This window comes from Bradyrhizobium sp. BRP56 (genome assembly GCF_020194035.1).
GTDB lineage: Bacteria > Pseudomonadota > Alphaproteobacteria > Rhizobiales > Xanthobacteraceae > Bradyrhizobium > Bradyrhizobium australafricanum.
Map to the genome: position 1 here is coordinate 1 of NZ_JADYVV010000026.1, position 23,290 is coordinate 23,290.

At 64.8% G+C, this 23,290-nt stretch carries 22 protein-coding genes; 9 read left to right on the forward strand and 13 right to left on the reverse strand.

Going from position 1 to position 23,290, the window contains the following annotated elements; translation table 11 throughout:
- Nucleotides 1–468, reverse strand: a 468-nt coding sequence (locus I6F38_RS19305) for a MarR family transcriptional regulator (RefSeq protein ID WP_225161438.1), incomplete at its 3' end; no start/stop codon positions are given.
- 168 nt (nucleotides 469–636) lie between these two features.
- On the opposite strand from I6F38_RS19305, the gene I6F38_RS19310 reads away from it, so the two are divergent.
- The 8 genes from I6F38_RS19310 (at nucleotide 637) to I6F38_RS19345 (ending at nucleotide 7,949) form a co-directional block, all read left to right on the forward strand.
- Complete coding sequence (locus I6F38_RS19310) at nucleotides 637–1,062, forward strand: organic hydroperoxide resistance protein (protein WP_028341711.1); 426 nt, start codon at nucleotides 637–639, stop codon at nucleotides 1,060–1,062.
- A 189-nt stretch (nucleotides 1,063–1,251) separates the two neighbouring features.
- Nucleotides 1,252–2,457 carry a CaiB/BaiF CoA-transferase family protein gene (locus I6F38_RS19315; protein ID WP_225161439.1) on the forward strand — a complete coding sequence of 402 codons (1,206 nt, stop codon included), beginning with the start codon at nucleotides 1,252–1,254 and terminating at the stop codon, nucleotides 2,455–2,457.
- A gap of 290 nt (nucleotides 2,458–2,747) precedes the next feature.
- Nucleotides 2,748–4,064 carry a sn-glycerol-3-phosphate ABC transporter substrate-binding protein UgpB gene (gene ugpB / locus I6F38_RS19320; protein WP_028337533.1) on the forward strand — a complete coding sequence of 439 codons (1,317 nt, stop codon included), beginning with the start codon at nucleotides 2,748–2,750 and terminating at the stop codon, nucleotides 4,062–4,064.
- Between the two features lie 157 nt (nucleotides 4,065–4,221).
- The gene (ugpA, locus tag I6F38_RS19325; RefSeq protein WP_225161440.1) at nucleotides 4,222–5,103 is read left to right on the forward strand and encodes a sn-glycerol-3-phosphate ABC transporter permease UgpA; all 882 of its coding nucleotides are present in this window, start codon (nucleotides 4,222–4,224) and stop codon (nucleotides 5,101–5,103) included.
- Entirely contained in the window at nucleotides 5,103–5,951 is an 849-nt protein-coding gene (gene ugpE / locus I6F38_RS19330; RefSeq protein WP_225161441.1) for a sn-glycerol-3-phosphate ABC transporter permease UgpE, read from the forward strand. The genes ugpA and ugpE overlap by 1 nt, the downstream gene beginning before the upstream one ends.
- A complete protein-coding gene (locus I6F38_RS19335; protein ID WP_225161442.1) occupies nucleotides 5,951–7,033 on the forward strand; it encodes a sn-glycerol-3-phosphate import ATP-binding protein UgpC in 1,083 nt (360 codons plus the stop codon). Before ugpE ends, I6F38_RS19335 begins: the two co-directional genes overlap by 1 nt.
- 170 nt (nucleotides 7,034–7,203) lie before the next feature.
- On the forward strand, nucleotides 7,204–7,629 hold the full coding sequence (locus I6F38_RS19340) for an Hsp20 family protein (protein ID WP_021082592.1): 426 nt from the start codon (nucleotides 7,204–7,206) through the stop codon (nucleotides 7,627–7,629).
- A gap of 50 nt (nucleotides 7,630–7,679) precedes the next feature.
- Nucleotides 7,680–7,949, forward strand: coding sequence for a DUF1150 domain-containing protein (locus I6F38_RS19345; protein WP_016843536.1), 270 nt, complete (start codon nucleotides 7,680–7,682; stop codon nucleotides 7,947–7,949).
- 79 nt (nucleotides 7,950–8,028) lie between these two features.
- On the opposite strand, the gene I6F38_RS19350 is transcribed toward I6F38_RS19345, so the two are convergent.
- The 4 genes from I6F38_RS19350 to I6F38_RS19365 all read right to left on the reverse strand — a co-directional run bounded on the left by I6F38_RS19350 (nucleotide 8,029) and on the right by I6F38_RS19365 (nucleotide 12,110).
- Nucleotides 8,029–8,376, reverse strand: a complete 348-nt coding sequence (locus I6F38_RS19350; protein WP_225161443.1) for a DUF6665 family protein — start codon at nucleotides 8,374–8,376, stop codon at nucleotides 8,029–8,031.
- Nucleotides 8,377–8,482: 106 nt separating this feature from the next.
- Nucleotides 8,483–10,015, reverse strand: coding sequence for an AMP-binding protein (locus tag I6F38_RS19355; protein ID WP_225161444.1), 1,533 nt, complete (start codon nucleotides 10,013–10,015; stop codon nucleotides 8,483–8,485).
- Nucleotides 10,016–10,139: 124 nt separating this feature from the next.
- On the reverse strand, nucleotides 10,140–11,270 hold the full coding sequence (locus tag I6F38_RS19360; RefSeq protein ID WP_225161445.1) for a DUF5938 domain-containing protein: 1,131 nt from the start codon (nucleotides 11,268–11,270) through the stop codon (nucleotides 10,140–10,142).
- A 36-nt stretch (nucleotides 11,271–11,306) separates the two neighbouring features.
- Complete coding sequence (locus I6F38_RS19365; protein ID WP_016843541.1) at nucleotides 11,307–12,110, reverse strand: SDR family oxidoreductase; 804 nt, start codon at nucleotides 12,108–12,110, stop codon at nucleotides 11,307–11,309.
- A gap of 365 nt (nucleotides 12,111–12,475) precedes the next feature.
- Here I6F38_RS19365 and I6F38_RS19370 point away from each other — a divergent pair, with 365 nt between their 5' ends.
- Complete coding sequence (locus I6F38_RS19370; RefSeq protein ID WP_026192040.1) at nucleotides 12,476–13,081, forward strand: TetR/AcrR family transcriptional regulator; 606 nt, start codon at nucleotides 12,476–12,478, stop codon at nucleotides 13,079–13,081.
- Nucleotides 13,082–13,288: 207 nt separating this feature from the next.
- Here the strand turns inward: I6F38_RS19370 and ptsN are convergent, their stop codons facing one another.
- The 8 genes from ptsN to I6F38_RS19410 form a co-directional block, all read right to left on the reverse strand.
- Nucleotides 13,289–13,750 carry a PTS IIA-like nitrogen regulatory protein PtsN gene (gene ptsN, locus I6F38_RS19375; RefSeq protein ID WP_016843543.1) on the reverse strand — a complete coding sequence of 154 codons (462 nt, stop codon included), beginning with the start codon at nucleotides 13,748–13,750 and terminating at the stop codon, nucleotides 13,289–13,291.
- A 230-nt stretch (nucleotides 13,751–13,980) separates the two neighbouring features.
- Complete coding sequence (gene raiA, locus I6F38_RS19380; protein ID WP_028337939.1) at nucleotides 13,981–14,580, reverse strand: ribosome-associated translation inhibitor RaiA; 600 nt, start codon at nucleotides 14,578–14,580, stop codon at nucleotides 13,981–13,983.
- 185 nt (nucleotides 14,581–14,765) lie between these two features.
- Nucleotides 14,766–16,421, reverse strand: coding sequence for an RNA polymerase factor sigma-54 (gene rpoN / locus I6F38_RS19385; protein ID WP_225161446.1), 1,656 nt, complete (start codon nucleotides 16,419–16,421; stop codon nucleotides 14,766–14,768).
- Nucleotides 16,422–16,511: 90 nt separating this feature from the next.
- On the reverse strand, nucleotides 16,512–17,492 hold the full coding sequence (gene lptB / locus I6F38_RS19390; RefSeq protein WP_028341724.1) for an LPS export ABC transporter ATP-binding protein: 981 nt from the start codon (nucleotides 17,490–17,492) through the stop codon (nucleotides 16,512–16,514).
- 343 nt (nucleotides 17,493–17,835) lie between these two features.
- Nucleotides 17,836–18,558 (reverse strand): LptA/OstA family protein, encoded by a 723-nt coding sequence (locus I6F38_RS19395; RefSeq protein ID WP_225161447.1) that lies wholly within the window; start codon nucleotides 18,556–18,558, stop codon nucleotides 17,836–17,838.
- A gap of 5 nt (nucleotides 18,559–18,563) precedes the next feature.
- Nucleotides 18,564–19,286, reverse strand: coding sequence for an LPS export ABC transporter periplasmic protein LptC (gene lptC / locus I6F38_RS19400; RefSeq protein ID WP_225161448.1), 723 nt, complete (start codon nucleotides 19,284–19,286; stop codon nucleotides 18,564–18,566).
- Between the two features lie 154 nt (nucleotides 19,287–19,440).
- Entirely contained in the window at nucleotides 19,441–20,055 is a 615-nt protein-coding gene (locus tag I6F38_RS19405) for a ribonuclease D (protein ID WP_225161449.1), read from the reverse strand.
- 232 nt (nucleotides 20,056–20,287) lie between these two features.
- Complete coding sequence (locus tag I6F38_RS19410; RefSeq protein WP_225161450.1) at nucleotides 20,288–23,071, reverse strand: autotransporter outer membrane beta-barrel domain-containing protein; 2,784 nt, start codon at nucleotides 23,069–23,071, stop codon at nucleotides 20,288–20,290.
- Nucleotides 23,072–23,290 lie beyond the last annotated feature (219 nt).

Consider the following 23,290-nt stretch of genomic DNA (forward strand, 5'->3'; position numbering starts at 1 on the left):
GATCAAACGGACCCGCAGCACCGCATTCAGCCGGTCGCGCAGTGCGACGATCTCGTCCTTCATCGCCATCAGTTCGCCGACGGTGCAGTCCGAGGCCGCGAGGATCGACTGCGGCACGGCCTTGGCCTTTTCGCGCAGCGCGTGGCCCTGCGGCGTCAGCGCGATCAGCACCACCCGCTCGTCCGCGGTGCTGCGGGTCCGTTTGATCAACTCCGCCGCCTCCAGCCGCTTCAAGAGCGGCGTCAGCGTGCCGGAATCCAGGAACAGGCGCTCGCCGAGGTCCTTCACCGCGACGTCGTCGCGCTCCCACAGCGCCAGCATCACGAGATACTGCGGATAGGTCAGCCCGAGCCGGTCGAGCAGAGGCTTGTAGACGCGGTTGAAGGCGTGCGCGGTCGAATAGACCGCAAAGCAAATCTGGTTATCGAGCCGCAGCGCCTGATCCGCGGCCGTCGGTTTCCTGGCCATGATTCCCATCGAATCCATCTCGTTTCCGGGTCATTCTGGGCTCACGGGACCGCGGATTCAATTGCGAACAATTAAATGTGAGACCGCATATTTTATATTGTGCGCAATCTATTTGCGTGCAATACATACGCTGTCGAATTCAAGCCCAATCCACCAAGGGAGACCACGATGTCTGTGAACGTGCTCTACAAGACCAGCGCCAAGGCAACCGGCGGCCGCGACGGCCATGCGGCGACGCTCGACGGCGCACTCGACGTCAAGCTCACGACCCCGAAGGAGCTCGGTGGCGGCGGCGGTGCCGGCAACAATCCGGAGCAGCTGTTCGCGGCCGGCTATGCCGCCTGCTTCATCGGCGCGATGAAGTTCGTGGCCTCGCAGGGCGGCCCCAAGGTTCCCGCCGACGCCTCGGTGACCTCGACGGTCGGCATCGGCCCGCGCTCGGAAGGCGGCTTCGGCCTCGCCGTCGAGCTCGCGGTGTCGCTGCCCGGCCTTTCCCGCGCCGACGCTGAAGCGCTGGTCGAGAAGGCCCACCATGTGTGCCCCTATTCCAACGCGACCCGCGGCAATGTCGACGTCAAGCTGAGCGTCGTCTAATTCCACATCACGCAATGGTCCGCCGCGACACGTGGCGGACCATTGCTCTTTCAGCGGCTGGTTCGCTTGGCGAACGCATGCGCCGCCTGCTGCATGGGCCTGCGCCGACGGAAGCATTGCTGCCCCGGCTGAAGACCGTTAGCTCTGGGACCCTCGTTATCTGATCCCAACTGAGCGAAGGTTGTTTCCATGAATACCCCAGCGGCTACGGGCGCGATGACCGGCCTGCGCGTGATCGATCTGACGCGCGTGCTCGGCGGTCCGTATTGCACCCAGATTCTCGCCGACCACGGCGCCGACGTAATCAAGGTCGAGCCGCCCGCCGGCGACGAGGTGCGCGACTGGGGCCCTCCCTTCCATGACGAGGACGCGGCCTATTTCGTCGGCATCAACCGCAACAAGCGCTCGATCGGCCTCGACCTCGCTTCCGAGGGCGGACGCGCGGTGCTGATGAAGATGCTCGAGACCGCCGACGTGCTAATCGAGAATTTCAAGCCGGGCACGCTCGACAAATGGGGCATCGGCAACGACGTGCTGCGCGCGAAATTTCCGCGCCTCGTGCATTGCCGGATCTCCGGCTTCGGCGCCGACGGCCCGCGCGGCGGCAATCCCGGCTATGACGCGATCATCCAGGCGATGACCGGCATGATCGCGGCGACCGGCTCGCCGGAGAGCGGTCCGATGCGGACCGGCGTGCCGCTGGTCGACATCACCACCGGGCTCTACGCTACGATCGGCATCCTGATGGCGCTGTCGGAGCGGCAGCGCTCAGGGCTCGGCCAGTTCATCGAGACGACGCTGTACGAGACCGGGCTTGCGATCATGCACCCGCACACCGCGAACTACTTCATGCACGGCAAGCCGCCGTCGCTCACCGGCAACGAGCATCCCAACCTCGTGCCGTACGCGATCTTCCCGACCAAGACCGACAACATCTTCATCGGCGTCGGCAATGACGGAACCTTCCGCAAGCTCGCCAAGGAGATCGGCAAGCCCGAGCTCGGCACCGACCCGCGCTTTGCCCGCAACAAGGACCGCATCGCCAACCGCGATGCGCTCCGCGTCGAGCTGGCCGCGGTGTTCAGCCAGCACGAGGCCGAGCCGCTGTGCAATCGGCTGCTCGCCGCCGGCCTGCCGGCAGGCCCGGTGCAGAAGATCGACCAGGCGCTGACCAACCCGCACACCATTCATCGCGGCGACGTCATCGAGAAGGATTGGTACAAGGGCGTCGCCTCGCCGATCCGCCTCGAACGCACCAAGCCGAACCTGCGCCGCACGCCGCCGAAGTTCAGCCAGCACGCCGCGGAAGTGCTTGGCGAGTTCGGCTACTCGAAGGACGAGATCAACGGCCTGGTTGAAAAAGGCGTGGTCTGCGGTCCCCAGCGCAAGCGCTAAAGACGTTTTCGAGCCTGTCCCGCACGTGATGCGTGATGGGCACCGGTTCGCGTCAGGACAAAGCTGGAGCGTCGGCCCGTATCGAACCGGCCGACGCATCAACACTGCGGTGCAGCGTCGCGGCCGGCGTTACACCGCACGGAGCCGGCTGCGGTCTTCGCCTTTTTTACCGCTTCCCTTCGCTTCGGCTTCCCCCCTACCATGACTTTCGTTTATACGGTCATTTGAACGTCATCCGGCGCTGATAACGCGCGCAACGAAAGATGATGTTCCAATTGGGAGGGGTTTTGATGTTCTTTCGACGACTAGGCGCTGCCGCGGCAGCCGCTGCCGCGCTTGCATTCGCGTCGCCCGCGTTCGCGGTGACCGAGATCCAGTGGTGGCACGCGATGACCGGCGCCAACAACGACGTCATCGTCAAGCTGGCCAACGACTTCAACGCCTCGCAATCCGACTACAAGGTGATCCCGACCTACAAGGGCGGCTACGCTGACACCATGAACGCCGGCATCGCCGCGTTCCGCGCCGGCAACGCGCCGCATATCATGCAGGTGTTCGAGGTCGGCACCGCGACGATGATGGCCGCCACCGGCGCCGTCAAACCGGTCTACAAGCTGATGGCCGACGCCGGCGAGAAGTTCGATCCGGGCGTCTATCTGCCCGCGATCACCGGCTACTACTCGACCTCCAAGGGCGAGATGCTGTCGTTCCCCTTCAACTCGTCGTCGACGGTGATGTGGATCAATCTCGATGCGCTGAAGAAGGCCAACATCGCGGAGATTCCGAAGACCTGGCCGCAAGTGTTCGACGACGCCAAGAAGCTGAAGGCAGCCGGCTACAACACCTGCGGCTTCTCCGGCTCGTGGGTCACCTGGGTCAATCTCGAACAACTCTCGGCCTGGCACAATGTGCCGCTCGCCAGCAAGGCCAACGGTCTCGACGGCTTCGACACCGTGCTCGAATTCAACGGCCCGCTGCAGGTCAAGCATCTCGAGAACCTCGTCGAGCTGCAGAAGGACAAGACCTATGACTATGCCGGCCGCACCAACACCGGCGAAGGCCGCTTCACCTCGGGCGAATGCCCGATCTACCTGACCTCGTCGGCCTTCTTCGGCAACGTCAAGGCGCAGGCCAAGTTCAACTTCACCGCTGCGCCGATGCCGTATTATCCCGACGCCAAGGGCGCGCCGCAGAACTCGATCATCGGCGGCGCCTCGCTCTGGGTGATGGGCGGCAAGTCGGCCGAGGAATACAAGGGCGTGGCCAAGTTCCTGACCTTCCTCTCGGACACCGATCGCCAGGTCTGGATCCACAAGGCCTCGGGCTATCTGCCGATCACCAAGGCCGCCTATGCCAAGGCCAAGGAAGAAGGCTTCTACAAGGACCAGCCCTATCTCGAGACCCCGCTGCTCGAGCTCACCAACAAGGAGCCGACCGCGAATTCCCGCGGCCTGCGCCTCGGCAACATGGTGCAGCTGCGCGACATGTGGTCGGAGGAGATCGAGCAGGCGCTGGCCGGCAAGAAGACCGCCAAGCAGGCGCTGGACGCCGCCGTCGAGCGCGGCAACCAGATGCTGCGGCAGTTTGAAAAGACCGCCGTCCGCTGACATGATGCCTTCGGGCATGATCCGGAAAAGCGCGAAGCGGTTTTCCAGCATGCCCAGACGACAAGCTAAAGCGCGATGACGATCCAACCTCATCTCATCGCGCTTTAGGGCCATCAACCGGCAGGCCGCATCCGCGGCCTGCCCTTCTTCCGAGCCCATGCAAAAGCAAGCGATTTTCCAATCAAAGCTGTTGCCTTACGCGCTGGTTGCCCCGCAACTCGCGATCGTCCTGATCTTTTTCTACTGGCCGGCCGTGCAGGCGGTGATCCAGTCCTTCCTGCTGCAGGACGCCTTCGGCCTTTCCACCAGCTTCGTCTGGTTCGAGAACTATCTCGAGCTGTTCAAGGAGCCGGCCTATTTCGCGGCGATCGTCCGGACTTTCGTGTTCTCTTTCGCGATCGCGGTCTCCTCGCTGTCCTTCGCGCTGCTGCTCGCTGTGATGGCTGACAGGCCGCTGCGGGGCTCGACGCTGTATCGCACGCTGCTGATCTGGCCCTATGCGGTGGCCCCGCCGGTGGTCGGCGTGCTCTGGGTGTTCATGCTGCACCCCTCGCTCGGCGTGCTGTCGCGCTATCTGCGCGCCATGGGCATCGACTGGAATCCGCTGCTCGACGGCGACCAGGCGGCGGCCCTGATCATCCTCGCCGCGGCATGGAAGCAGATCTCCTATAATTTCCTGTTCTTCCTCGCCGGGCTGCAGAGCATTCCGAAGAGCGTGATCGAGGCCGCCGCGATCGACGGCGCCCGTCCGATGCGGCGGTTCTGGACCGTGATCTTCCCGCTGTTGTCGCCGACCATCTTCTTCCTCTTGGTCATCAACATCGTCTACGCCTTCTTCGACACCTTCGGCATCATCGACACCATGACCCGCGGCGGCCCCGGCAAGGCAACCGAGACGCTGGTCTACAAGGTCTATACGGACGGCCTGCTCGGCGGCAATCTCGGCTCGTCGGCGGCGCAGTCGGTCATCCTGATGGTCATCGTCGTCATGCTGACGGCGATCCAGTTCCGCTTCGTCGAGCGCAAGGTGACCTACTGATGGTCGAGGAGGAGGGCTTCCAGCGCTATCTGGCTCACGCCATCCTGTGGATCGGGATCGCGATCGTCGCCTTCCCGGTCTATCTCGCCCTGGTCGCCTCGACCCAGGACAACGCCGTCATCGCCAACGGCCAGATGTCGCTGCTGCCCGGCGGCCATTTCCTCCAGACCTACTACCAGACGCTGTTTGTCGGCACGAGCGGCTCGACCCGCGAGCCGGTGCTGAACATGATGCTGAACTCGCTGATCATGGCGCTCTTGATCGCGGTCGGTAAAATCGCGATCTCGATCATCTCGGCCTACGCGATCGTGTATTTCCGGTTTCCGTTCCGGATGGCGATCTTCTGGATCATCTTCATCACCTTGATGCTGCCGGTCGAGGTACGCATCTATCCGACCTACAAGATCGTCGCCGATCTGCATCTGCTCGACAGCTATGCCGGCCTGTCGCTGCCGCTGATTGCGTCAGCGACCGCGACGCTGCTGTTCCGCCAGTTCTTCATGACCGTGCCGGATGAATTGCTGGAGGCTTCCCGCATCGACGGCGCAGGCCCGTTCCGCTTCTTCTGGGATACGCTGCTGCCGCTGTCGCGCACCAACATGGCCGCGCTGTTCGTGATCCTCTTCATCCTCGGCTGGAATCAGTATCTCTGGCCGCTGTTGATCACCACGCGTGACGACATGCAGACCATCCAGGTCGGCATCCGCAAGATGATCACGACGACCGATGCGCTGACCGAATGGCCGATCGTGATGGCGACCGCGTTGCTCGCGATGCTGCCGCCGGTGTTCGTCGTCGTCGTGATGCAGAAACTGTTCGTGCGCGGATTGGTGGAGACGGAAAAGTAATGGCTAACGTCACGCTGCGCAGCGTCCGCAAGACCTATCCCGGCGGCTTCGAGGCCATCAAGGGCGTCGATGTCGACGTCGGCGACGGCCAGTTCTGCGTGCTGGTCGGCCCATCCGGCTGTGGCAAGTCCACTCTGCTCCGCATGGTCGCGGGGCTCGAGACCATCACCGGCGGCGAGATCGACATCGGCGGCCGCGTCGTCAACCAGGTCGAGCCTGCTGATCGCGACATCGCGATGGTGTTCCAGAACTACGCGCTCTATCCGCATATGAGCGTCTACAACAACATGGCCTACGGCCTGCGCAACCGCGGCATGGCCGAGGCCGAGATCAAGACCCGCGTCGAGGAAGCCGCGCGCGTCCTCGAGCTCTCGCCGATGCTGGAGCGCAAGCCGCGCCAGCTTTCCGGCGGCCAGCGCCAGCGCGTCGCGATGGGCCGCGCCATCGTGCGCCAGCCGAAAGTGTTCCTGTTCGACGAGCCGCTGTCGAACCTCGACGCCAAGCTGCGCATCGCGATGCGGGTCGAGATCCGCAAGCTGCAGCGCCGGCTCAACACCACATCGATCTACGTCACCCACGACCAGCTCGAGGCGATGACGCTCGCCGACATCCTCGTCGTCATGAACGGCGGCCAGGTCGAGCAGATCGGCAATCCGCTGGACATCTACCAGAAGCCGGCGACCACCTTCGTCGCCTCCTTCATCGGCGCGCCGCCGATGAACCTGATGCCGCTGCGTGCGGACGAGCTGAAGTCCCAGATCACGGGCGCCGACGGCGCCGGCATTGTCGGGATCCGGCCGGAGGATTTCGTGATCTCGAGCGAGACCGGATCCGGCGGCGTCGCGCTTGGCCTCACGGTCGAGGCGATCGAGCATGTCGGCGCCGAGACCTTCGTCTATGGCAGCCGCCAGCGCGAGGAGCAGGGCGTTGCCACCAATCCGGGCGAGCTGCCGCCCGGCGAGGTGATCGTCCGGGTTCCCGGCGTCTCGGGTCCCGCCATCGGCGAGCGGATCCGGGCCGTCGCCTCCCGCGACAAGCTGCATCTTTTTACTGCCGACGGCCGCAAGCGCGTCGGGGAGTAACCGATCGGGAAGAATTTACCCCCATGTTGCGGGCGTTTAGGCTGGTTTCGGGGCTGCTTGAACGCTATCCAGATCGCCCCCATATCCCTCACTGACCGGAGGCCAGACGGCCCGCCGGTTGCATGGGGCGCCGCAAGGGCCCCTCAAAGTCGCTTCGAGAGGACTTTGTAATGTCTCGTGTTCCATCGTTGTCCAGTCCGTTCCTTCTGGGATTCGACGAGATCGAGCGTGCGCTCGACCGCGTCGTGAAGGGCGCCGACGGCTATCCTCCGTACAACATCGAGCGGTGCGACCGTACCAACGGGCAGCCTGAGCGGCTGCGCATCACCTTGGCGGTGGCGGGCTTCACCCGCGACCAACTCGATGTAACTATTGAGGAAAATCAGCTCGTCATCCGCGGCCGCCAGCAGGACGACAAGGCTCGGCAATACATCCATCGCGGCATCGCCGCGCGCCACTTCCAGCGCACCTTCGTGCTGGCGGAGGGGATGCAGGTGCTGGGCGCGGATCTGAAGAACGGGTTGTTGTCGATTGACCTGGCCAGGCCGGAACCTGAACGGGTCATTAAGACAATCGCTATCAATGAGCACGAATAATAGAAACAACGAGCGGACTCGACCGCTTATCTGACTGAGGAGTCGAGACCATGAGTGAACTGAGTACCACCACCATCGAATCCGAGAGCGTCACGCCGGAAGCGCTGGCCCATCTGGGCGAAGGTCATATCGCCTATGTGAAGCAGGTCCGCTCCGAGGACGTGCCGGATCTCTTTCCGCAGGCGCCGAAGATCGCGCCGGGCCTCAAGCTGTTCGCACTGCACGCCGCCGACGGCACGCCGATCATGCTGACCGACAGCCGCGAAGCCGCGGTCGCGAACGCATGGAGCAACGAGTTGCAGGCCGTCAGCGTCCACTGACGCAAATCTACGGCTGAATTCAGCATCCGCGAATTCAATGCGCGGGCAGGCCTCGACACCGAGGCGGCCCGCGCATTTTTTATGGCGATTGCGTCGATGGGGCGAGCATCGGGCCCATGCTGAGCTGCACCTCGCCGGGGACATTGTAGTCGCGCATCAGCATGCGGTTGTTGCGCAGCCCGCAGGCCTCCCGCTGCACCACGAACATCCAGAGCGCATGGCCGGCCTCCCGCACCAGGAGGCGCCGTGCCTGCTGTGTGGGCGCAGGTGCTTCAGTGTGCGGATGGGCGGCATCGAACTCGCGCAGCCTGGCGAGCGCCTGTTCCAGCGCGCGGCCCATGCGGCCGAGCGCACTCGCCCTCTCTTCGGCGAGCTCGTAAGCGAGAACGTCGACGGGAACGCGATCAAGGCGAAAATCGCGGGACATCAGTCATCCCTGGTTCGCACACGCGATGTTGCGCGCGCCCGTCTTCCGGCGTCATCGGCTGGTTGTCAATACATGTTCAGGACAAGGCACTTTCGCGCGAAGCGGATCAGAACCGCGGCTCGAGTCGCTTGCGGATGTCCGGCTTCAGCACCTTGCCGACCTTGGAACGCGGAAGATCGTCCCAGACCTCGATCTGCTTCGGCGTCTTGATGCTGCCGATCTGCTGCTTGACGAAGGCGGCGAGCGCGGTCGCATCGACAGTGTGGCCGACGCGCGGCTGCACCACGGCGACGATCCGCTCGCCCCATTTGTCGTCGGGCAATCCGATGACGGCGCAATCCTGCACCGCCTCGTGGGCGCGCAACGCGTTCTCGACCTCGATCGAATACACATTGAAGCCGCCGGTGATGATCATGTCCTTGGCGCGATCGACGATATAGAGATAGCCGTCGCCGTCGATGTAGCCGATATCGCCGGTGTGGTGCCAGCCATGCGCCGAAGCCTCGCGCGTGGCCTCGGGGTTCTTGTAGTAGCCTTCCATGACCAGCGAACCGCGCACCACGATCTCGCCGCGCGATCCTGCCGGCAACAGCTTGCCGTCGCCATCCATGATGCCGGCCTGCACCAGCGGGCCGATCCGCCCGGCCGACGAGAGTCGTTCCATTGCGATGGTGCCGTCCGGATTGTAGTGATCGGCGGGCGGCATCATCGAGATCATCATCGGCGCCTCGGTCTGGCCGAACAGCTGCGCCATCGGCCCGATCCGCTTCAGGGCTTCGGCGAGCCGCGTCGCCGAGATCGGTGCCGCGCCGTACCAGAAACATTGCAGCGAGCTGCGATCGGCCGCGTCGAGCCCGGGATGATCGAGCAGCATGTAGATCACGGTCGGCGGCAGGAAGGTGTGGGTGACGCGGTAGCGCTCGATCAGCGCCAGGAACTCGCCGATGTCAGGGTGGTGCATGATCACGACGCGGCCGCCCAGCGTCATGATCGGGAAACAGAGCACGCCGGCGGCATGCGTCAGCGGCGCCAGCGCGAGATAAATCGGACGGCCCTTGAACGGGTAGCCCATCAGGGTCAGCGCGGTCATCGCCTCGATGTTGCGTCCCGACAGCATCACGCCCTTCGGCTTGCCGGTGGTGCCGCCGGTGCCCGGGATCATCGCGAGATCGTCGCTCGTGGCGCGCTGATGGACATCGTCGGCGAGCCCGCCGAGCCAGCGGTCGAATGACGGCGCGAACGGCAGCTCGGCGTCGAGACAGACCAGCGCACGCAGCTTGGGCAGGTCCTGCCGGACCGCCTCGACCATCGGCGCAAAGCTCGAATGAAACAGCAGCAGGCTGCAATCGAACTGATCGAGGATGAACTTGTTCTCGGCCGCCTCGTTACGCGGATTGATCGGACACCACACGGCAGCCGCGCGCGAGATGCCGAACACGCAGGCGAAAGCGAGCGGATCGTTGCCGGACAGGATGGCGACCTTTTCGCCGGGAGCGATGCCCGATCGGTCGAGCCCGCGCGCGATCCGATAGCTCAGCCGCTGCACCTCGCCATAGCTGAGATCGCGGCCGTCCATCGTGAGACACGGCGCGTCGGCGCCGAGCGAGGCACCCTTGTCGAGATAATCGATGAAGCGCATGGCAGGTCTCGCGCAAGAGGCGGGTGACGCGCTACTGCGTCACCCGCGGAAGGTGCGTTTTCGAGCAAAACGAAAACGCTTCAGGGAACGGAGTGTCGAGCCCCGATCCGAGCGGGGCTCAAGCTCAATCATGCACGGTCAGGACCGGCTTGCCGACCAGGCCGAAACTGCGCAACTGCCCGAGCAGCTCGCGATGGCCGAACGCCTGACAGCCGGAGGCGAAGCCTACGCGCTTGGGCGGCTGCTGCAGCAGATGCGCGGCAGCATAGGCCTGCAACATGCCGGTCTGCTTGTAGTTGCTGTTGCCGTAGATGACGCAGTGCGCGCGCCCCAGCGGGCCGGAGGCATACACCGAATCCAGCGACTTGTTGACGCGCGGATTCTCGCGCGGCGGCATGGTGTTCATCACGCCGGCAGCGGTCTGCGCCAGCGCGGCGTAGCGCTCGTCGGGCTTCATGTCCTTGGTCGCCTCCAGCGCGGCGGCGACGATCTGCGGCACGCCCAGCATGAGCGCACGATTGAACACGCCGCCCAGCACCTTCACGTTGGCGACGCGCGGATCTTGCTTGAACCACACCGGGTGCGATGTGCCGCCCCACGGCAGCGCCAGTGCCAGCTCGTGCTGGCCGGGGATGGCCAGGTTGTAGAGGCCGGCATCGGGCTGATGCTCGACGTACTTGTTCTGCTCCAGATAGTAGGCCTTGGCCATCGCGGCGTTAACCAGGATGGTCTGCGTCGAGGCGATGGTCGGGCTGCCGCCCCAGAACACGGCGATATCGAGCGTGTCGAGGCCGGGCGTTTCCAGGCACAGCTGCGCGGCGATCTCGCCGGTGGTGTACATCTGCGCGATGCCCGGCGCCAGCAGCAGGCCGGCATTGGCGAACCTCGTGCCAAACTCGTGTTCGAGCGTGATCAGCCAGTCCTGCTCGCCGGTCGTGTCGGTGTAGTGGCACTTGGCAGCCAGGCAGGCCTGTACCACCTCGCCGCCGAACTTGGCGAAGGGGCCCACGGTGTTGAGCACCACGAAGGCGCCCTTGAACAATTCGGTCAGCGCGGCCACGGTGTGCGGCACCGACACCACCTCGTAGTCGGCGGTCTCGATGCCGGCCACGTTCGACTTCATCGCGGCGTTGAGCTTCTCGGCGCTGCGGCCGGCGGCGATGAAGGGGATGTTGTACTCGCGCAGATATTCGCAGACCAGCCGGCCGGTATAGCCGGAAGCGCCATAGACGATGACGGGCTTCTTCTCGCTCATTGCGATCCTCCGAAATGCTTGTTGTCGGCTTTGTTGCTACATGCCCATGCCGCCATCGACCGGCAGGCCGATGCCGGTGATGAAGCGCGCATCGTTCGAGCACAGGAACACGGCGGCGTCGGCGATGTCGGAGACCTCCGCGAGCTTGCCGAGCGGCGTCTGCTCCACCACCGAGCCGACCGCGGCGTTGACGTCAGGCGCGAGACCGATCTTCACGATGTCGTTGGCAAGCTGCAGGCCCATGTCGGTCGGGATCAGGCCGGGATAGATGCAGTTGACGCGCACGCCATAGCCGAGCTTGCCGGCTTCCATCGCGCCGACCCGCGTCATGCGGTCGACCGCGGATTTGGTGCCGGAATAGACCGCGATGCTCGGGAAGGCGATCGTCGCCGCGACCGAAGCGATGTTGACGACCGCGCCGCCCTTGCCCGCGGCGCCGCCCGGCCGCATCGCGCGAAAGGCGTGCTTCATGCCGAGCACGGTGCCGACGATGTTGACGTCGCACATGCGGCGCGCGTCCTCGGCCTTGATGTCGGCGACCAGCGAGGTGATCTCGATGCCGGCATTGTTGATCAGGATGTCGAAGCCGCCGAGGGTTTCGACCGTCGCTGCGGCGGCCCGCTCCCATTGCGCATCGTCAGTGACGTCGAGCTTGACGAAGCCGGTCTTCACCCCGGCCTTGGCGATCTCGGCGGCGCTGGCCTTGCCGGCGTCATCCAGAATGTCACCGATCATCACCGCGGCGCCGGACCGCGCCAATGCCTGCGCGATCGCCGCGCCAATCCCCCGGGCGCCGCCGGTGACCAGGGCTTTCCTGCCTTCAAGGCTCTTCCCACTCATGACGTAGTCCTCCCTTTGCTTGCCGATTGATGGTGGTGCTGACAGAGGCAGCGCGGGCCGGGGCCTGCGCATTTGGAGCGCAATGGTGATCGCGGCCGGCGTCGGCAGGGCGCAGCGTTGGCGCGCCCCGGCGGTGCATTTCCTCCTGATTTGTCGATTGGTCAGCCGTCTTGACGGTTGTCCAAATTATTTCGCCAACCCTCGTCCAGGAACTTGACACTTGTCAAGTCTGAATTTGACAAGTGTCAAAGAGGATGGTTGTGAAGAGATGGAGCGCGCCGCGGTCGTCGCGGTATAGTTGTTAAAGGGAAGAAGCAGAGGAAAGGCACGGAATGGCGCGGCAAGCGACAGGAGCGGCCCAACGCGTGGCCGTAGCGGCCGAGGCGCTGCGCGACGAGAAGTTCAACGCGCGGCGCGTCGAGCTCGCGGAGGCCGCGCTGGAGACGCTTGGCGAACTCGGCTTCGCGCGCACCAGCCTGCGTGAGATCGCGCAAAACTCCGCATTCACGCACGGCGTGTTTCACTACTACTTCAGCGACAAGCTCGATTTGATCTGCTGCTGCGTCCGCCACTACAAGGCGAAATGCGTGACGCGCTATGACGAGGTGGTGACGACAGCACGCAGCCGCGACGAATTGACCGAAGGTTTTCTCGCCAAGCTCGCGGCAACGCTCGAGAACGAAGCGCGCATGCATCGGCTCTGGTACGATTTGCGCTCGCAGGCGATGTTCGAGCCCGCGTTCCGCAAGGACGTGCTCGAGATCGACAAGAGCCTGGAAGCAATGATCTGGCGCATCGCCACGCGCTACGCCGAGCTCGGCAACAAGCGGCCGGCATCGTCACCGGCGGCGCTGTACGCGCTGTTCGACGGCCTGTTCCAGAGCGCGCTGCTCCGGCATCTCGCCAATGACGAGAAGGCTATCCCCGATCTGCTCGACGAAGTCCGCCGTCTGCTGCCGACGATCTGCTGAGAGACTTGCGAACGCTCCGTAGCCCGGATGGAGCGCAGCGTAATCCGGACTGAACTATCCGCAGTTAGAGTAGCCCCGGATTGCGCTTCGCTCCATCCGGGCTACGGAGCCTGAACGATCGACAACGCATTGGCGCACGCCAGCGCGTGACGCACTGGCTACGCTCTGATGACAATGGCGAGAAAACGAATTCGCGAATTCGGATGATTACGCCGCGCTCGCCGGCGGCAATGCGAGCACCGAGTAGATCGCCTGGGCGTCGCGTGAGGCACGCAGCTTCTTGGCGACGTCCTGGTCGCGCAGCAGGCGAGCGATCCGCGCCAGCGCCTTGAGGTGGTCGGCGCCGGCGCCTTCGGGTGCGAGCAGCAGGAAGATCAGATCGACCGGCTGGCCGTCCATCGCCTCGAAATCGATCGGGCGCTCGAGTCGGGCGAAGAAGCCGAACAGCTTCTCCAGCTTGGGCAGCTTGCCGTGCGGAATGGCGACGCCATAGCCGACCGCCGTGGTGCCGAGCTTCTCGCGCTGCAGCAGCACCTCGAAGATGGCGCGCTCATTCTGCCCGGTCAGAGCGGAGGCACGCGCAGCGAGTTCCTGCAGCGCCTGCTTCTTGCTGATGACTTTCAAAGCCGGGAGAATCGCCTCGGGTGCGACCAAATCGGTAATCGGCATTGGGACGTTCCGAGGTGAATGACCGTCAGGTTGCGAAATAGGCTTTACAGCGGCGGCGTCAAGAAGATGAGGTGGGATGCGGGCTTAGCCCGGGTCCGGTTGGCAGGGCTTCTACTCCAACGTATCGGCGGTGCCAACACCTGCGAACCCTGTTCCGCCCCCTTGTTCCTGGAGGCGGCGGACCATAAGCAGGGCCGGCTTCGGACGTCAATGCCATCTGCCAACTATCCTCAAGGGCTCACCGCCGGCGGATCGACCCAGCCGACATTGCCGTCCGTACGGCGGTAAATGATGTTCAACCGGCCGCTGCCGCCATGCTGGAACACCAGGCAGGAGGCGCCGGTCAGATCGAGCTCCATCACGGCTTCGCTGACCGACAGCCGCTTCAGCGCGGTGGTTGCCTCGGCAATGATCACCGGGCTGTATTCGGTGACCTCGTCCTCGTTCTCGGGCGCCTCGATGACGTAGCTCGGCGCGTCGAGCCCGACGCCGTTCAATTCGGCAAGCGCGGCAGTCGCGGCGTAGGTCTTGCGGGCGGAGCGATCCTTGAGCCGGCTCTTGTAGCGGCGCAGGCGCTTCTCGATCATCAAGAGCGCGGCGTCCGCGCTGGCATAGGCGTCGGTGGCGTTGGATTCGGCTTCCAGCGTAATGCCGGAGTCCAGATGCAGCGCGCAATCGGTTCGGAAGCCGAAGCCATCCTTGCTCAGCGTGATGTGACCCGAATAGTTGCCATCAAAATACTTTCGCAGGACCTCGTCGGTGCGCTCGCTGACGCGCGCGCGAAGCGCCTCGCCGATGCTGATGCTCTTTCCCGAGATTCGAAGGGTCATTTGATGCCTCAATTGCTGGATGCCTCGATCACTCTTGCAGGAGCATGATGCTTGCTGGGCTTCCGGTTACCTCCCTTTCTGGACGACGCTCGACCTGGAAAGATTGAGACTATCCCGATTTGGCGCGAACGCAACGCGCGCATGGCCCGATCCGTACCCGAACGGGGTCACGCTCAAGAAGTAACCTAAACGGAGGCTGTGTCGCGCGACCGGTCGGACGAGGAGGCAGGAGCCGAAAGGGCATTACCGAGCATGCTCTGTTTGTCACGGCGGCGCTGCACCGAGGATGGTATCCGCATCGCCTCGCGATACTTCGCGACGGTACGGCGGGCGATATCAATGCCCGAGGCGCGCAAACGTTCCACGATCGTGTCGTCGGACAGGATCGCCGACGGGGCCTCGCCGTCGATCAACTGCTTGATGTGGTGACGCACCGCCTCGGCCGAATGCGCCTCGCCGCCGTCGGCCGACGCGATCGAGGCGGTGAAAAAATACTTCAATTCAAAACTGCCGCGATTGGTCGCCATGTATTTGTTGGCGGTGACGCGCGACACCGTCGATTCGTGCATCTGGATCGCGTCCGCGACCGCCTTCAGATTGAGCGGCCGCAAATGCGCGACGCCATAAGTGAAGAAGCCATCCTGCTGGCGGACGATTTCGGTCGCGACCTTCAGGATGGTGCGGGCGCGCTGATCGAGCGCGCGGACCAGCCAGGTCGCATTCTGCAGGCAGTCGGTGAAGTACGACTTGTCACCGTCCTTGCGGATCGTCTTCGACAGCTCAGCGTAATAAGTCTGGTTGACCAGAACGCGCGGCAGAGTGTCGCTGTTGAGCTCGACATGCCAGCCGCCGTCGGGACCCGGACGCACATAGACGTCGGGCACCATGATTTGCGTTCGCGCGGTGCCGAACTTCAGTCCGGGCTTCGGGTCGAGCCGGCGGATCTCGGCGATCATGTCGGTGATGTCTTCGTCGTCGACGCCGCAGAGCTTTCGCAAGGCCGCGATGTCGCGCTTGGCGAGCAGGTCGAGATGCTCGACCAGTGCCTGCATCGCGGGATCGTAGCGATCGAGCTCGCGCAGCTGGATCGCGAGGCATTCGCTCAGGTTTCGCGCGCATACGCCCGGCGGATCGAACTTCTGCAGCACGGCGACGACCTCGTCGACCGCTTGCTGCGACGCACCGAGCCGCTCGGCGGCCTGGCCGAGATCGGCCGGCAGGTAGCCGGCGTCGTCGACCAGGTCGATCAGATACTGCCCGATCATGCGCTGCGCCGGCGCCGAGAACGCCACCGCGAGCTGTTCGGCGAGGTGGTCGGCAAGCGTCAGCTCGGCGGCCACGAAAGCTTCGAGATTGTACTCGTCGTCGCTGGAGGCGCCGCCGCCCCATTCGGTGTAGACCGATGGCGGCGCATCCTGCGCGGCGCGCGCCGCCGCCTCTGCCGGCTCCTCGGAAAACACGTTGTCGAGGCGGGTATCGAGCGTCTGCTCGATCTCGGCGCGGCTGCCGAGGTCGCGGTTCAGCCATTCCTCCTGGCCGGGCTCGAAGCCGGCCTCGCCGCCTGGGCCTGCGGCCATGTCGGAGGCGTCGCCATCGTCCCCATAGCTGCTGGAACCATCGGAATCGCCGTAGTCCGGCCGCTCCATGGCCGGCTCGCCGGCTACCGGCGGCTCCGGTCCGTCGGCGGCCCGCTCCAGCAGCGGATTGCGCTCCAGCTCTTCCTCGACAAAGGTCGACAGATCCAGGTTCGACAGTTGCAGCAGCTTGATCGCCTGCATCAGCTGCGGCGTCATCACCAGCGACTGCGACTGGCGGAACTCTAGTCTTTGGGTCAGCGCCATGGAGGCAAGAACGATCCTAAAAGTTGGCTCGATTCTTGCTTATATTAGTCCGAAGCCCTTGTACACGGCTTGACGGATTGGAAAATAGCGCTAGAGGCGGAATTCCTCGCCAAGGTAAAGCCGACGTACATCGGGATCATTAACGATCTCCTCCGGGCTTCCCTCAGTCAAGATTTCACCGGCATAGACGATATAGGCGCGGTCGGTCAGCCCGAGCGTCTCGCGGACATTGTGGTCGGTGATGAGCACGCCGATGCCGCGGTTGGTGAGATGGCGGACGAGGTCCTGGATGTCGCCGACCGCGATCGGGTCGATGCCGGCGAACGGCTCGTCGAGCAGCATGTAATTGGGGCGCGTCGCCAGCGCGCGCGCGATCTCGACGCGGCGGCGCTCGCCGCCGGACAGGGCGATCGACGGGCTCTTGCGCAGCCGCGTGATGTTGAACTCGTCGAGCAGCGAATCCAGCTCGTGCTCGCGCTTCTTCTTCGAGGGCTCGACCACCTCGAGCACCGCGCGGATGTTCTGCTCGACCGACAGGCCGCGGAAGATCGAGGCTTCCTGCGGCAGATAGCCGATGCCAAGGCGCGCGCGCTGATACATCGGCAGCTTGGTGACGTCGTGGCCATCGAGCTCGATCGCGCCGCGATCGGCCTTGATGAGCCCGGTGATCATGTAGAACACGGTGGTCTTGCCGGCGCCGTTGGGCCCGAGCAAGCCGACCGCCTCGCCACGGCGCACATAGATGCTAACGCCGCGCACGACCTGGCGGCTGCCAAAACTCTTTTCCACGCTATGCACAGCCAGATAACCCGGCCGCTTGATCAGCTGCGGCGCGGCGGGAGCGCTGTTCCTGGCCGGCCTCGCACGCGCCGGCGCTGCTGCCGGTTGGGATCGCGGCAGCTCGACGCCGGGAGCCGACGCGGCGCGCGCCATCGGCGGCGCGTCACGCACTGGAGACGTCAGCATCTCGCCGAACTGGTCATCGAGCGCCGTGATGTCGTCATGCGAGCGCGCAAATCCGGTACTGCGTTTCGCAGAGCGCCGCCGGAACATGCCGAGAAAATCCACCATCCCCGCTTCGCTTCAGCCTTTCACGGTGATCCCGCGACCTCGCCTGCGCATCGATCGATTCGCGTGCGAAGCCGCAAGCATGAGCCGGAAATCTGAATACCGGCCTTCCCGCGCGACAAAAGCGGACGCGTTTGCGCGGAGATCATGCTCGAACAACACGGCAAAGCGCGATCACCCGCGCCTTGAATGAATGGATGCCCCTGTCCCGGCCGACATAATTCCCCCTCGAGGCGCATTGTTCGGCCGGGCCGCTGCAGTAGATACAGTCTCGCCCCGCCGGCTTCAACCACGCGGCCGCAGAATATTATCTAACTGATTGATTCTGCTTGACCTTACGTGAAGCTTACTTGGACTTGCCGCCCGGAAGCAGCTGCATCGGCGACGGGGCCGGGGCTGAGCCGGGGGCGGCCGGCGTGCCGCACTTGCCGCTCTGTCCGCCCGGCGACTGAATGAACAGGCCCTGCACCTTGCCATTGTCGGCTTCGACGCGCGAGACGCCGGTGGTCATGTCGACCAAAAGGCGGTCGCCGCGCAGCACATTCTGGCACTGGGTCAGTACCACCTGGCTGCCGCCGCCGCCGAGCATCGTGATCAAATTGGTCTTGGTGTCGAAGATCGCGGTCTCGCCGGTGACGACCTGATCCTTCTGGGTCACGACGACATTGCCCTTCGCCTCCAGCCGCTTGATCGAGGAGGCGCCGCCGGGGCCCGGGGTTGCCGTCTGCATCGGCGCGGCGCCCTTGGCGTTTGCCCCCTTGGTGCCGGCCGGGGCGGGCGCCGGCGCCTGGGTCGATTTATCCTCGTAGAACACGACCAGCGTCTTCGACGTCATGGTGGTGTCGCCCTGCACGACCTTCACATTGCCGGCGAAGGTCGCCTCCTTTTTCTTGTCGCGCATTTCGAGCGAAGCAGCCTCGATCTGGATCGGCTGGTCGCGGTTCTGCGAGAAGCCCTGCATGGCGTTGGGCACGCCGCTCATCGAGCCCTGCGCGAACGCGGCACTCGCGGCGAAAAGCGCGAGCAGGAACGCCGCAATTGCCATGCCGTGCGGAAAACGTCTCATCATCAAAATCATTTCGTGTTGGCGGATTTGCGCGGCTTCGGCGGCGGCGGCGGAGCGGGCTCGGCCGGCGGGGCAGCATTGTTGTCGCCGAGCTTGTCGAGATTCATCACGACATTGCCTTCGAACCGCACCAGCTCGCCGCTGTTGTAGATCCGGAGCCTGTCGGCGGTCAGCGTGCCGTCGAGCAGTTTGACGTCGACATGCTCGTCCGACGACACGTTGCCCTTGTTGATGTCGACGAAGGCCTGCGTCAGCCTGGCCTCATAGCCGGTGGACGACTGCAGGAAGATGTCCTGGCGCAAGTCGAGCAGCTGCTTCTTGTTGTCGAAGAAGCCGGTGCGCGCATCCATCGTCACCGTCGACTGATCCTGTTGCGCCACCTTGGCGCGGATCGTCTTCAGCTCGACATGGTCAGGATCGGTGACGTCCTGGATCGCCGCCTTGGCCCACATTTCGTAGGGCCGTCCGTCGTTGGAGAAGCCGGCGATATGCGGCGCTTCCATCGTGATCTTGGTGCCGGACACGACGAGGTTATCCATCTCGAGCGGTAGCTTGGGGATCAGGTCGTGGAACGGATTGAAGAGCGCGATGTAGATGATCACGGCCATCGCCAGCCCGACCATCGCGGGAACCGCGACGCGCAGGATCCGCACCATGCGGCTGTGCCGCGCGGCGGCGGCAAAGCGCGCCTCGAGGCCCGTGACATAGGCTGGATTCTGAACCGAATTCACCTGAGCTCCAGAGGCGCGAAACTGCCCCTATTCTAGCCGGAGCCGCCCAAATATGCAGCCCGGACCTCACCTCGCGCCCCCGCAGCGGACCACGCGTGAACAGTTTGGCCGAAACGGGGCGGAACTGCCCCGGCCGCGACGAATTCGGCGCTCATCATGAATGAGCGAAAATGTCCTCGGCCTCCCAGCCGTCGAGATCGAGCCTGGCACGGGCGGGAAGGAAATCGAAGCAGGCCTGGGCGAGATCGGTCCGCCCCTCGCGCGCGAGCATGACATTCAACTTTTCGCGCAGCGCATGCAGATGCAGCACGTCGGAGGCGGCGTAGGCGAGCTGGGCCTCGCTGAGGCTTTGCGCGCCCCAGTCGCTCGACTGCTGCTGCTTCGACAATTCGACGTTCAGCACCTCGCGCACCAGATCCTTCAGGCCGTGGCGATCGGTGTAGGTGCGCGACAGCCGCGAGGCGATCTTGGTGCAATAGACCGGCGTCGGCATCACGCCGAACGTGTTGTAGAGCACCGCGACGTCGAACCGTGCGAAATGGAAGATCTTGGTGATCTTGGGATTGGCGAGCAGCGCCTTCAGGTTCGGCGAATCGGTGTGGCCCTTCGGAATCTGGATCACGTCGGCGGTGCCGTCGCCGTTCGACATCTGCACCACGCAGAGCCGGTCACGGTGCGGATGCAGCCCCATGGTCTCGGTGTCGATCGCCACCGAGTCGGTGTAGCGGGACAGATCGGGCAGGTCGCCGCGATGCAGGCGGATGGTCATGCTGTCAAAAACCTCGTCGAATCGCTGTCGGAATAAACTACCGTCCAATCCGCCGACAGGCGAGCATGCGCCGGTCTTCGGATCGCGCATTGTTATCGGGGCCCGTCAGGGCCGGACACGAGCAGCGGGAATCCTTAATTGTTCCGACACAGATAGTTCAGGGTGTACCGCTATTGTACAGCGGAGACAATGGGTTGCTATCCCCGCCGCGCGCCCTCGCGAGGGCGCGCCATCATTGCCAGCTGACGCGGAGGCCGAAGCGGCCGGTGATATCCTCGCGATGGAGGCTATCCACCGAGGTCGTGTAGCCGGCGCTCGCATAGGCGCGGATCGTGCGATTGAGCTGCGCGGAGATGCCGGCACCGATCTCGACGGCGGTGCCGCGGCTTTGCACGCCGATCAGGTCCGTCGTCGCGAACGCGATGCTGCGGTCATTCGCGGCCGTGTGCCAGAGATTGGCCTCGAGATAGGGACGCAGTTCGGCCGTGCCGACGACGAAGGTTGAGGGAATGCGCACGCCGAGCCGCCCGGTCAGCGTATCGGCACTGCCGAGCGCGACGCTCGAAAACATGTCGTTGAAGCTGTCGAACGACTGGCGCTGCCATATCAGCTGCACCTGCGGCTCGATCGCGAGAAAACTGTTCAGCGGGATCGGCGCGCCGGCTTCCAGCGATGCAGCGACGCCGGTGCCCGACACCCGTGCGCCGACCTGACGATCCGACTGCGGGCTTGCGCCGTAGAAACTGCCCATCAGCACGGCGTCGACATACCAGCCCGACGGGCCGACATGGGTCCAGTAGCCGCCGATGTTCTGGCTGTCGATCGAGAGCGTGCCGGTGCGGACGTCGTTCAGGCCGAGCGCGAAGCCGCTGATGTTGCCGCTGGCCCAGCCATACGCATAGAAGAAGCCGGCGCGATCATGATGCTCGGGCGCGGACTGGAAGCGCAGGATGTCGACGCCGACCTGCACGCCGGCCATGGTGCCGTCGAAGGCGGGGCTGACCGCGCCGGCCCAGCTCTGCGAGCTGTGCGAGCCGTAGGCACGCGCCCACGCCGCCAGCTCTTCGCCGCCGCTGGTCAGCAAGGCCTGATCGCCCTGGCGCTGATGGAAGGTGCCGAGCGTCGCCAGCCCGAGCTTTTGCGCCACCTGCGGCAGCGCCGAATAGACCGACACCTCCTCACGGTAGAGCTGGACCGGCGCGGCGCCCGCCGGCGGCGGCGTCAGCGACGACAGATCCTCCGCAGGCAGCCCCGGAGGCGGCGGCACCACGTTGGGCGATGAGGGCGGCGCCGGTGCGGGCGCAGCCGGCGGCGCAGGCGACGCCGTGCCGGGCAACAATGTCGAGCGCAGATACCAGTTGTCGGCGCTGCCGGCGGAGACGCCGCCGCGGAACAAGAGATATTCGTGCGCGCCCGCGACGACGGCGTTGGAGAGGCCGAATGCGCCCGCAGCCGTGGTGCCGCCGTTGACGGCCTGCACCACCATGATGCCGTCGGCGCTGGTCAATGCGCCCGCGCCGCCGGCATTGGTGACGGTCACCGCGGTCGAGCCCGACGCATTGCCGCCGGAGATGACGAGCCGATCCGACGGCGAGCCATCGCCGCCGAGCACGGTGCGCAGATAGAGCCCGCCGCCATTGCCGACATAGTTGCCGGCAATGGTCAGGCTGTTCGCCGCGGTAGCGCCGCCATTGGTCAGGTTGATGACGCCGGCATTGGTGACGGTGATCGGCGGGCCGCCCGGAAACGGCGTGATCGACGGATTGGCGCCGTTGCCCGCCAGCAGGCTGGTGCCGGCCGCGATCGACACATTGCCGGTCAGCGACGTCTGCAGCGTCAGCGAGCCGCTGTTGACGAAGGTGTTGGCGAAGGTGCCGGCGCCGGCCCAGGTCCAGTCATTGCCCTCCATCGTCAACGTCTGGAATCGCGCGAACGCATTGTTGGCCGTGCCGCTGCCTTGCAGCCGCACCTGGTTGTTGCCGCCGCCGCCGTCGGCAACGCCGACGATCTGCGAGCCGGTTTGCAGGATCATCGTCACCGCGCCGCCGCCGCCCGCGAGTGCCGTGCCGCTGTTGCCGGCGATCAGGCCGGCATTGACGATGGTGGTGGCGCCGTTGAGCGTGCGGATCGCAGGTCCCGCCTGGCTGATGATCTTGCCGCCGGCGAGATTCTCGATGCGGGCGGTGAACGACGATCCGGCGGTGTTGGAGAACACGCCGTCGGCATTGACGCCGCGCGCCTCGATCGTGCCGCTGTTGCGCAACACGCCCGCATTGCCCTGCATGAACACGGTGTTGTTGGCGGTGCCGCCCGCGTCGCCACCGGTCGTCAGCAACGTGCCGGTATTGGTGATGGTCGCAAACTGGCCGGCGGAGAAGATCGCACGGGCGCCTGCGCCGGCCGTGATAATGGTGCCGCTATTGGTGAAGGTGTTGCTGTCGCCGGTCTGCACATAAAGGCCGTGCGATTGCGGGCCCTGGGTGGTGATCGTCCCGGTATTGATCAGCGCGTTGTTGTTGTGCTGCGTGAGACCGGTGATGGCAAGGCCGCGCGAGGTGCCGTTCTGCGTCGTGATCGCACCGTTGTTGATCAGCGTGTTGCCGTTGCTGCTGGCGGCGATCGCATTGCTGCCGGCGCCCGAGGTCGTGATCACGCCCGACGCGCCGTTGGTGAAGACGTTGCCGTCGCCGCTGCCGAAGATACCGGTGCCACCGCCGCTGACGGTCAGCGTGCCGTTGTTGGTGGCGGCGCTGCCGGAGACAAGCCCGATCGCGGTCGCTCCGGCGCCGGGCGTGATGCCGGCGCCCTGCAGCACGTTCACGGTGACGTTCGAGCTGCCGGCAGCGGCCTGCACGCCGGTCGGCGAGGGATTCGGCGCTGCGCTCGAGCAGGTTACCGTCTGCCCGCTCGCCGGCGCGAGACTGTCGCAGGCGGCCAACGCGGGCGACGCGGACAACAGGCAACCGCCACTTAAAGCCGTGCACGACACGATCGCCGCGAGCCGCGAGGAAACCATGCCCTTACTCCAACGTCGGCGCGAAACCGAGCCCCCGGCCTCGCGCCACCTGCTACCCCCGCCCCGCCCTCAGCTCCGCCGATCGCTCCATTCAAGCTTGAAACGATTTGCAGCGACCTGTTGCGCGGTCGCCACAGACGGAACCATGAGATGCATCCGCATGATTCACATCCTTGACGTGCGTACGCTTTCAAGGTTGTGAAGTACAGCATTCACCCG

Excerpts from the sequence above, each read along its gene's own strand:
- I6F38_RS19310 (WP_028341711.1), top strand. The coding sequence starts at position 637 with ATGTCTGTGAACGTGCTCTACAAGACCAGCGCCAAGGCAACCGGCGGC.
- I6F38_RS19315 (WP_225161439.1), top strand. The coding sequence starts at position 1,252 with ATGAATACCCCAGCGGCTACGGGCGCGATGACCGGCCTGCGCGTGATC.
- ugpB (WP_028337533.1), top strand. The coding sequence starts at position 2,748 with ATGTTCTTTCGACGACTAGGCGCTGCCGCGGCAGCCGCTGCCGCGCTT.
- ugpA (WP_225161440.1), top strand. The coding sequence starts at position 4,222 with ATGCAAAAGCAAGCGATTTTCCAATCAAAGCTGTTGCCTTACGCGCTG.
- ugpE (WP_225161441.1), top strand. The coding sequence starts at position 5,103 with ATGGTCGAGGAGGAGGGCTTCCAGCGCTATCTGGCTCACGCCATCCTG.
- I6F38_RS19335 (WP_225161442.1), top strand. The coding sequence starts at position 5,951 with ATGGCTAACGTCACGCTGCGCAGCGTCCGCAAGACCTATCCCGGCGGC.
- I6F38_RS19340 (WP_021082592.1), top strand. The coding sequence starts at position 7,204 with ATGTCTCGTGTTCCATCGTTGTCCAGTCCGTTCCTTCTGGGATTCGAC.
- I6F38_RS19345 (WP_016843536.1), top strand. The coding sequence starts at position 7,680 with ATGAGTGAACTGAGTACCACCACCATCGAATCCGAGAGCGTCACGCCG.
- I6F38_RS19350 (WP_225161443.1), bottom strand. The coding sequence starts at position 8,376 with ATGTCCCGCGATTTTCGCCTTGATCGCGTTCCCGTCGACGTTCTCGCT.
- I6F38_RS19355 (WP_225161444.1), bottom strand. The coding sequence starts at position 10,015 with ATGCGCTTCATCGATTATCTCGACAAGGGTGCCTCGCTCGGCGCCGAC.
- I6F38_RS19360 (WP_225161445.1), bottom strand. The coding sequence starts at position 11,270 with ATGAGCGAGAAGAAGCCCGTCATCGTCTATGGCGCTTCCGGCTATACC.
- I6F38_RS19365 (WP_016843541.1), bottom strand. The coding sequence starts at position 12,110 with ATGAGTGGGAAGAGCCTTGAAGGCAGGAAAGCCCTGGTCACCGGCGGC.
- ptsN (WP_016843543.1), bottom strand. The coding sequence starts at position 13,750 with ATGCCGATTACCGATTTGGTCGCACCCGAGGCGATTCTCCCGGCTTTG.
- raiA (WP_028337939.1), bottom strand. The coding sequence starts at position 14,580 with ATGACCCTTCGAATCTCGGGAAAGAGCATCAGCATCGGCGAGGCGCTT.
- rpoN (WP_225161446.1), bottom strand. The coding sequence starts at position 16,421 with ATGGCGCTGACCCAAAGACTAGAGTTCCGCCAGTCGCAGTCGCTGGTG.
- lptB (WP_028341724.1), bottom strand. The coding sequence starts at position 17,492 with ATGGTGGATTTTCTCGGCATGTTCCGGCGGCGCTCTGCGAAACGCAGT.
- I6F38_RS19395 (WP_225161447.1), bottom strand. The coding sequence starts at position 18,558 with ATGATGAGACGTTTTCCGCACGGCATGGCAATTGCGGCGTTCCTGCTC.
- I6F38_RS19405 (WP_225161449.1), bottom strand. The coding sequence starts at position 20,055 with ATGACCATCCGCCTGCATCGCGGCGACCTGCCCGATCTGTCCCGCTAC.
- I6F38_RS19410 (WP_225161450.1), bottom strand. The coding sequence starts at position 23,071 with ATGGTTTCCTCGCGGCTCGCGGCGATCGTGTCGTGCACGGCTTTAAGT.